The 5,659-nt window shown below is 59.9% G+C and carries 5 protein-coding genes and 1 pseudogene; 3 read left to right on the top strand and 3 right to left on the bottom strand.

The features are described 5' to 3' along the window. A partial coding sequence (locus tag WCA53_RS06430) for a cupin domain-containing protein (RefSeq protein WP_423907070.1) occupies positions 1-378 on the bottom strand: 378 nt, incomplete at its 3' end. An 823-nt stretch (positions 379-1,201) separates the two neighbouring features. Here WCA53_RS06430 and WCA53_RS06425 point away from each other — a divergent pair. From WCA53_RS06425 to WCA53_RS06415, 3 genes are all read left to right on the top strand, one after another. After that, complete coding sequence (locus WCA53_RS06425; protein WP_423907068.1) at positions 1,202-1,894, top strand: NnrU family protein; 693 nt, start codon at positions 1,202-1,204, stop codon at positions 1,892-1,894. Positions 1,895-2,080: 186 nt separating this feature from the next. After that, a complete protein-coding gene (locus WCA53_RS06420) occupies positions 2,081-4,006 on the top strand; it encodes a potassium transporter Kup (protein ID WP_423907066.1) in 1,926 nt (641 codons plus the stop codon). 1 nt (position 4,007) lies between these two features. Continuing rightward, the gene (locus WCA53_RS06415) at positions 4,008-4,397 is read left to right on the top strand and encodes a hypothetical protein (RefSeq protein WP_423907064.1); all 390 of its coding nucleotides are present in this window, start codon (positions 4,008-4,010) and stop codon (positions 4,395-4,397) included. Between the two features lie 51 nt (positions 4,398-4,448). Here WCA53_RS06415 and WCA53_RS06410 read toward each other — a convergent pair whose 3' ends face one another. Further along, positions 4,449-5,372 (bottom strand): PTS sugar transporter subunit IIA, encoded by a 924-nt coding sequence (locus tag WCA53_RS06410; RefSeq protein ID WP_423907062.1) that lies wholly within the window; start codon positions 5,370-5,372, stop codon positions 4,449-4,451. Between the two features lie 105 nt (positions 5,373-5,477). Then, a pseudogene (locus tag WCA53_RS06405) lies at positions 5,478-5,659 on the bottom strand (hypothetical protein); the annotation flags it as partial.

Below are 5,659 nucleotides of genomic sequence, written 5' to 3'. Positions count from 1 at the left end.
ATCGTGTCGCGTGCTAATGGATAAGTATTTAATGGGCGCGTTGGACGAATTGATAATCTGATGCGGATATTCCGGGCCCGGTGGAATGAAAATCACATCGCCGCTCTTGATCGGAATCAGCTCACCCGCTACCCGCAGCGTTCCAACCCCTTCCAGGATAACGAACATTTCCTCTTGCGCGTGGTGAAAATGATAAGGGCAAGAGCGCTTTCCCGCAGCGACAATATCGATCGACGCGCCGAGGTGTTTGGCCGCGGTATCGGTCCCAAGCCGAGCGCAAAGCGTCTCGTAAAACGGCGGCCGAACTTCGGCGATCTTCTCGATGTCGTTAAAATTCCGTATGAGCTTCCTGGCAAGTTCATCGACCTTCTCACTCATGTGCTCTCCAAATAGTGATCGTCCGTCCAGACGCCAATACGCGTGGGCTATTTCAAGTGAATCCGCATCGCGAAACGCGACGCTCCAGGCATAACCCAGCTCCGTCCCCTTGAAGAAGTAATCGTCCCTCGCTCGGCTCCATGAACCGGATCTCGGTGGTGCATTGACGCTGTCCTTTAGGAGGTTGCAGCAGCTTCCTTCTCATTTCCCATCATATTTAAGCGTCTCGCGAAAAAATGTAACAGTCCCGGGTTTTGCGATCGGCTACATTACAATTTCATTTCTAATTGTTAACGTTTCAAAGGAGACACCTGTGGTTCTATATCATCGCGGCGCAGCGATTCAGCCATCGACCATCAGAAACGGCAATACGTTTGTAGCCCGGGCCTGCATCCTGAAGGAAGACGGTGAATCTACCTCATTAGGTAATCTCGGGCAGTTCGCCAGTCAGAACTGCGCCTACGAGTTTGCTGTGCGCTGTGCAACCGCTTTTGTGGACGGCACACCCATGCCTCGCTGCCCATTCGGCGGGACGACCCCACTGTCAGTCCCGAACCGCAGCTAGGACTGGGAACAGCGAATGCTGAGAAGACGCTCGGGTTGGTTTTTACCGCACACTAGGCAGTAATCTTCAGTACTCTATATAGAACAAGGGCAAATGCCCGACCCTCTATGGCGGCTCGAATTGCCATGACGAAATGTTCATACGACGCCTTCTTCAATGCCGAAGTGCGCTAGCTGCCGGCAGCGTCGAAGCAGTCCCGTATCTTCGCGAACCAGTGCAATACGATCAGCCGACACGATGACTTGAGGAGGCCGGCCAATGGGAACCACCAGCGCAGTTGCTGCGGCGGCAGTCGCCTTCGTGGGCAGTCACTTGCTCTTGTCCCATCCGCTGCGCGGGCGTTTGGTCCGCGCAATCGGCGAAGGGGGGTTCCAGGGCGTCTACTCGCTGGTTGCGGTGTTGACACTCGGCTGGCTGATCCTCGCCTTCCGAAAGGCACCCCTGACGGCACCGCTATGGACGGTAGGAGACGGCCTCTGGGCGGTGGTGACCGCCGTCATGCTGATTGCGTCGATCCTCTTGATGGGCTCCCTGATCCGCAACCCGGCGCTTCCCACCGGCGGGCAGCCTGTCTCGTTCCCGGAAGCGGCGCGCGGCGTGTACGCGGTGACGCGCCACCCGATGCTGTGGTCATTCGCACTCTGGGGCGTGTGCCATGTCGCCGTGTTTCCGGTGGCCAAGAACATCATAGTCGCGGCGGCTATCGTCGTCCTCGCGCTCGTCGGCGCCGCATTGCAGGACCGGAAGAAGGAACAGCTCCAGCCCGATCTCTGGCCCGAATGGGAGTCGAAGACGAGCTACCTGCCGTTCGCGGCGATCACCACCGGCCGTGCGCGGCTGGGCGGATTCGGCCTGCACGCGCTTGCGGGCGGCCTCGTCGTCTGGCTCGCAGCGACCTGGGCTCATATTCCACTCACCGGCTGGGCCGCGGGTATCTGGCGCTGGCTGTAGCTGTAGCCAGCTTTTCCGTTCATGCTTCCCTATACTTCGATCAACTACAGACAGCACGCCATAAACGTCTAATAATTTAAACGGACTTCAGATTACCCCAGCCCCCATAGAGCGACGATCCTTGACCCCCGGTGGCAGCGGTACGTTTCGTTTCTTGGGTCCGGGAGGCAACCATCTGGAGGAGACATGGAACACCCTGCATCCGCCGCGTCCAGTACCGAGCATGCCGGCGAGCCGGCGCCGCACTCGCGGGCCGTGCTTGGCCTTGCGTTGGCGGCACTTGGCATCGTCTATGGCGACATCGGCACCAGCCCGCTCTATACCCTGAAAACGGTGTTCGACCCGGGCAATGGTCTTAAGCTCGAAGCCGCGAACGTGGTCGGCATTGTCTCGCTGATCTTCTGGTCGTTGACGGTGGTCGTCTCGCTCAAATACGTCACGCTTATTCTCCGCGCGAACAACCGCGGTGAAGGCGGGATCATGGCTCTGCTGGCACTCGCGGCCTCTTCCGTGGCGAGCCGCCCGCGGCTGCGCCATGCCCTGCTTGGCATCGGCATCATGGGCGCCGCGCTCTTTTACGGAGACGGAGTTATTACGCCCGCCATCTCGGTCTTGAGCGCCGTCGAAGGACTGGAAGTAGCGACACCGTCGCTCACGCCCTATGTCATCCCCGTCACGCTGATCGCATTGATCACGCTGTTCGTGATGCAAAAGCGCGGCACTGCCGGGATCGGCGCCGTGTTTGGACCGATCATGGTGGTCTGGTTTGTCGTGCTGGCTATCGCCGGGCTGCTCAACATCCTCGACAAACCGGCCATCCTGACTGCTCTCAATCCCGTCAAGGGGCTTGCGTTTTGCTTGCATCACCAATGGCTCGCCTTCGTCGCATTAGGCGCGGTGGTGCTCTCATTGACTGGAGCGGAGGCGCTCTATGCCGACATGGGACACTTCGGGGCGCGCCCAATCCGGCTCACATGGTTCGGACTGGTGTTCCCGGCGCTTGCGTTGAACTATCTCGGCCAAGGGGGCCTGTTGCTGGCGGATCCGTCAGCACTGCAAAATCCGTTCTACCGATTGTTCCCTTCGTGGACGCTTTATCCGATGGTCGTCCTGTCTACGGTAGCCACGGTCATTGCGTCCCAAGCCGTGATCTCAGGCACCTACTCGATGACCAAGCAGGCGATGCAGCTCGGATTCCTGCCGCGCATGAACGTGGTTTATACGTCAGCCAAGGAAATCGGCCAGATTTATGTTCCAGGCATCAACTGGACGCTACTTGTCGCAGTCGTGGCCGCCGTGCTCGGGTTTGGTTCATCGACCGCGCTGGGATCGGCCTATGGCATCGCCGTCACGGGCACCATGCTCATCACGACCGTGCTCACGTTCTTCGTCGTGCGCTATGCGTGGCATTACAACTGGGTGCTGTGCACTTTCGCGACCGTGTTCTTCTTTGTCATCGACGCCACGTTCTTCTCCGCTAACCTGCTCAAGATCACACAGGGCGGCTGGTTCCCGCTAGCGATCGGGTTGCTCATGTTTATCGTCATGGCCACGTGGGGGCGCGGTTGGGAAATGATGATGGCCGAAGCACATGCTCGGGCCGGGACTACGCCCCTCAAGCCGTTTCTGGTTTCGCTGCTTGGTAGCGCCCCAGTACGCGTTGGCGGCACCGCGATCTTCATGTCACCCGATCCCAGCGGCGTGCCGCACGCACTGCTGAACAATCTCATGCATAACCGGGTGCTTCATCAGCGCATGGTGTTCCTGACCGTGACGACCTGCGACGTCCCATGGGTCGATGAGCGCCAGCGGGTAACGGTGCTGCAGTTGTGCCCGGATTGCTATCAGCTTACGGTCAACTACGGTTTTAAGGACGAGGTCGATTTGCCGCGCGCGCTTGAAACCTGCAGGGCAGACGGCCTCGTGTTCGAAACATCTGAAACATCCTATTTCCTGAGTCGCGCCACCGTGGTGCCCACGCCAGGCAAAGGCATGGCACTGTGGCGCGAGAGGCTGTTCGGCATCATGTTGCACAATGTCGGTAACGTCGCCGCCTATTTCAAGCTGCCAACCAACCGGGTGATCGAACTCGGCGCTAGAGTGGAGATTTGAGGTGCAGACGCTGCGCGTCCGTCTGGCTGACGCACAGGGAGGACAAGCAATGGGGAACAGATACGAACGCTCGCGCATGTCGCGTTCGTTCACGCACAACGGCATCCAGTACCATCCTGGCCTGCTGGTGGTGCTTGCCGTTCAAGTGCTCTGCCTGAGCGCGTTTGCGTTTGCGCCGGGCACCCTTGATCACAACAAGTGGCTGTCCGCTGCAATCGCCTTCAGCCTGCTTTTCGGGCTGATCCTGTCGCTCGGATTTGTCGGCACGTGGAACGATTTCAAGGACGATGTCGGGCTCTGGACGTTCTTCAACACGAACCCGGTGGAGTCTGCCGTTGCGATAGCCACTGCCGGCGAGGTCCTGGCGATCCTGATGCAGCCACTCGGTTAAAGGATGAGCGCTCGAGCTTCTTCGGGAAGCGCTCTCCGCCTCCCAGGGGACCTATTTGCCTTTGCCGAATAATTTGACCGCTGCATGAGGACGGCCGGCCGGGTCCGCTTCCGGTGCGTAGTAGCGAACGAACAACTGACACACGGCCTGTGCGTCGACACAGGCATGCAGTTGCTCCCGGAAGTGGTGGTCGCAGAAGCGCTGCGCTACATCGGCTAGCAGATGCAGATGCGTGCTGTTGGCCCATTCCGGGACCAATAGCACGACCACATCGGTCACGGGATTTCCGTCGGGCGCATCGAACGCAATGGGAATCGCCGGGCGAATATACAACGTCATGGCCCGACGCAGCCCCTTGATTTGACCGTGCGGAACGGCGACGCCTTGGCCCAGCGCGGTCGAGCCTAACGCTTCGCGGGCCTCGAGGGCCGCGATCACGGTCGCCGCCGGCAGTCCGAAGCGTTGTTCGCACAAACGGCCAACCTGCACGAAGAGTGACTCCCGGCTAGCGACATCCAGACCGAGCAGGACGTGATCCTGGGCGAGCAGTTGGGCGATCGTGTCCGCTCCGGCGGCCATGTCGTCCGGTTGACCGGCCGGGTCGGCACACGGAGAAGACGCGGGGTGCATCAGATCCCGCCAGGCGTCGGTGGGGGCATCGGGCACTTCAAACAGTTGCCCTACCTCAGCCGTCGGCGCCAGATGTGTGACCCGCTCGATCGCCCCGCTCACTGCGTCCTTGGGCAAGTAGAGCGACAGACGCACTCGGCCCGTTCCGTGCAGAGGCACGAGGCGAATGGTCCACGGCTGACCGGCGCAATCGCGGGTCAGTGCCTGACGCAGCGGGGTGGCGTGTTGCGCGTCCAGCGTGATGTGCATCATCACATTGCGGCCAGGCGCGTAACGTGGCCGGCGGTGCGCGGGGGGCTTGCCCGATGCGAGGAAAGCCCGCAAGCCCGCGAGTGTATGCGTCATACGGCTCCCGATTTCCATTGCTTGTTTTAAGGCTATCAAATGCGGCGTTAATATTTCGTAAACGATTGTCGATTCAACAGACTGTATTGTTGGATGTCCCTATTCCTACAAGCCGACCAGAGCAGGGTTTAGCTCTATATAAAGGACCACAAGCCAACGTTTCGGGCAGTTGGCCGCGATTCGCGGCGTCCGATTCATTCCGTCGACGGGCGCGATGTAGCCCTTCGTCCGAGCGAAGAAATATGCTTTCCGGACATCCGACTGAAACCAGAGGCCCACCAGGACGC

This window comes from Caballeronia sp., from assembly GCF_049581465.1.
In the GTDB taxonomy this organism is placed as follows: domain Bacteria; phylum Pseudomonadota; class Gammaproteobacteria; order Burkholderiales; family Burkholderiaceae; genus Caballeronia.
This window is presented reverse-complemented; position numbering and strand designations above follow the sequence as displayed.

Bases quoted from the DNA above. Each gene is read 5' to 3' on its own strand.
- WCA53_RS06425 (WP_423907068.1), top strand. From the start codon at position 1,202: ATGGGAACCACCAGCGCAGTTGCTGCGGCGGCAGTCGCCTTCGTGGGC.
- WCA53_RS06420 (WP_423907066.1), top strand. From the start codon at position 2,081: ATGGAACACCCTGCATCCGCCGCGTCCAGTACCGAGCATGCCGGCGAG.
- WCA53_RS06410 (WP_423907062.1), bottom strand. From the start codon at position 5,372: ATGACGCATACACTCGCGGGCTTGCGGGCTTTCCTCGCATCGGGCAAG.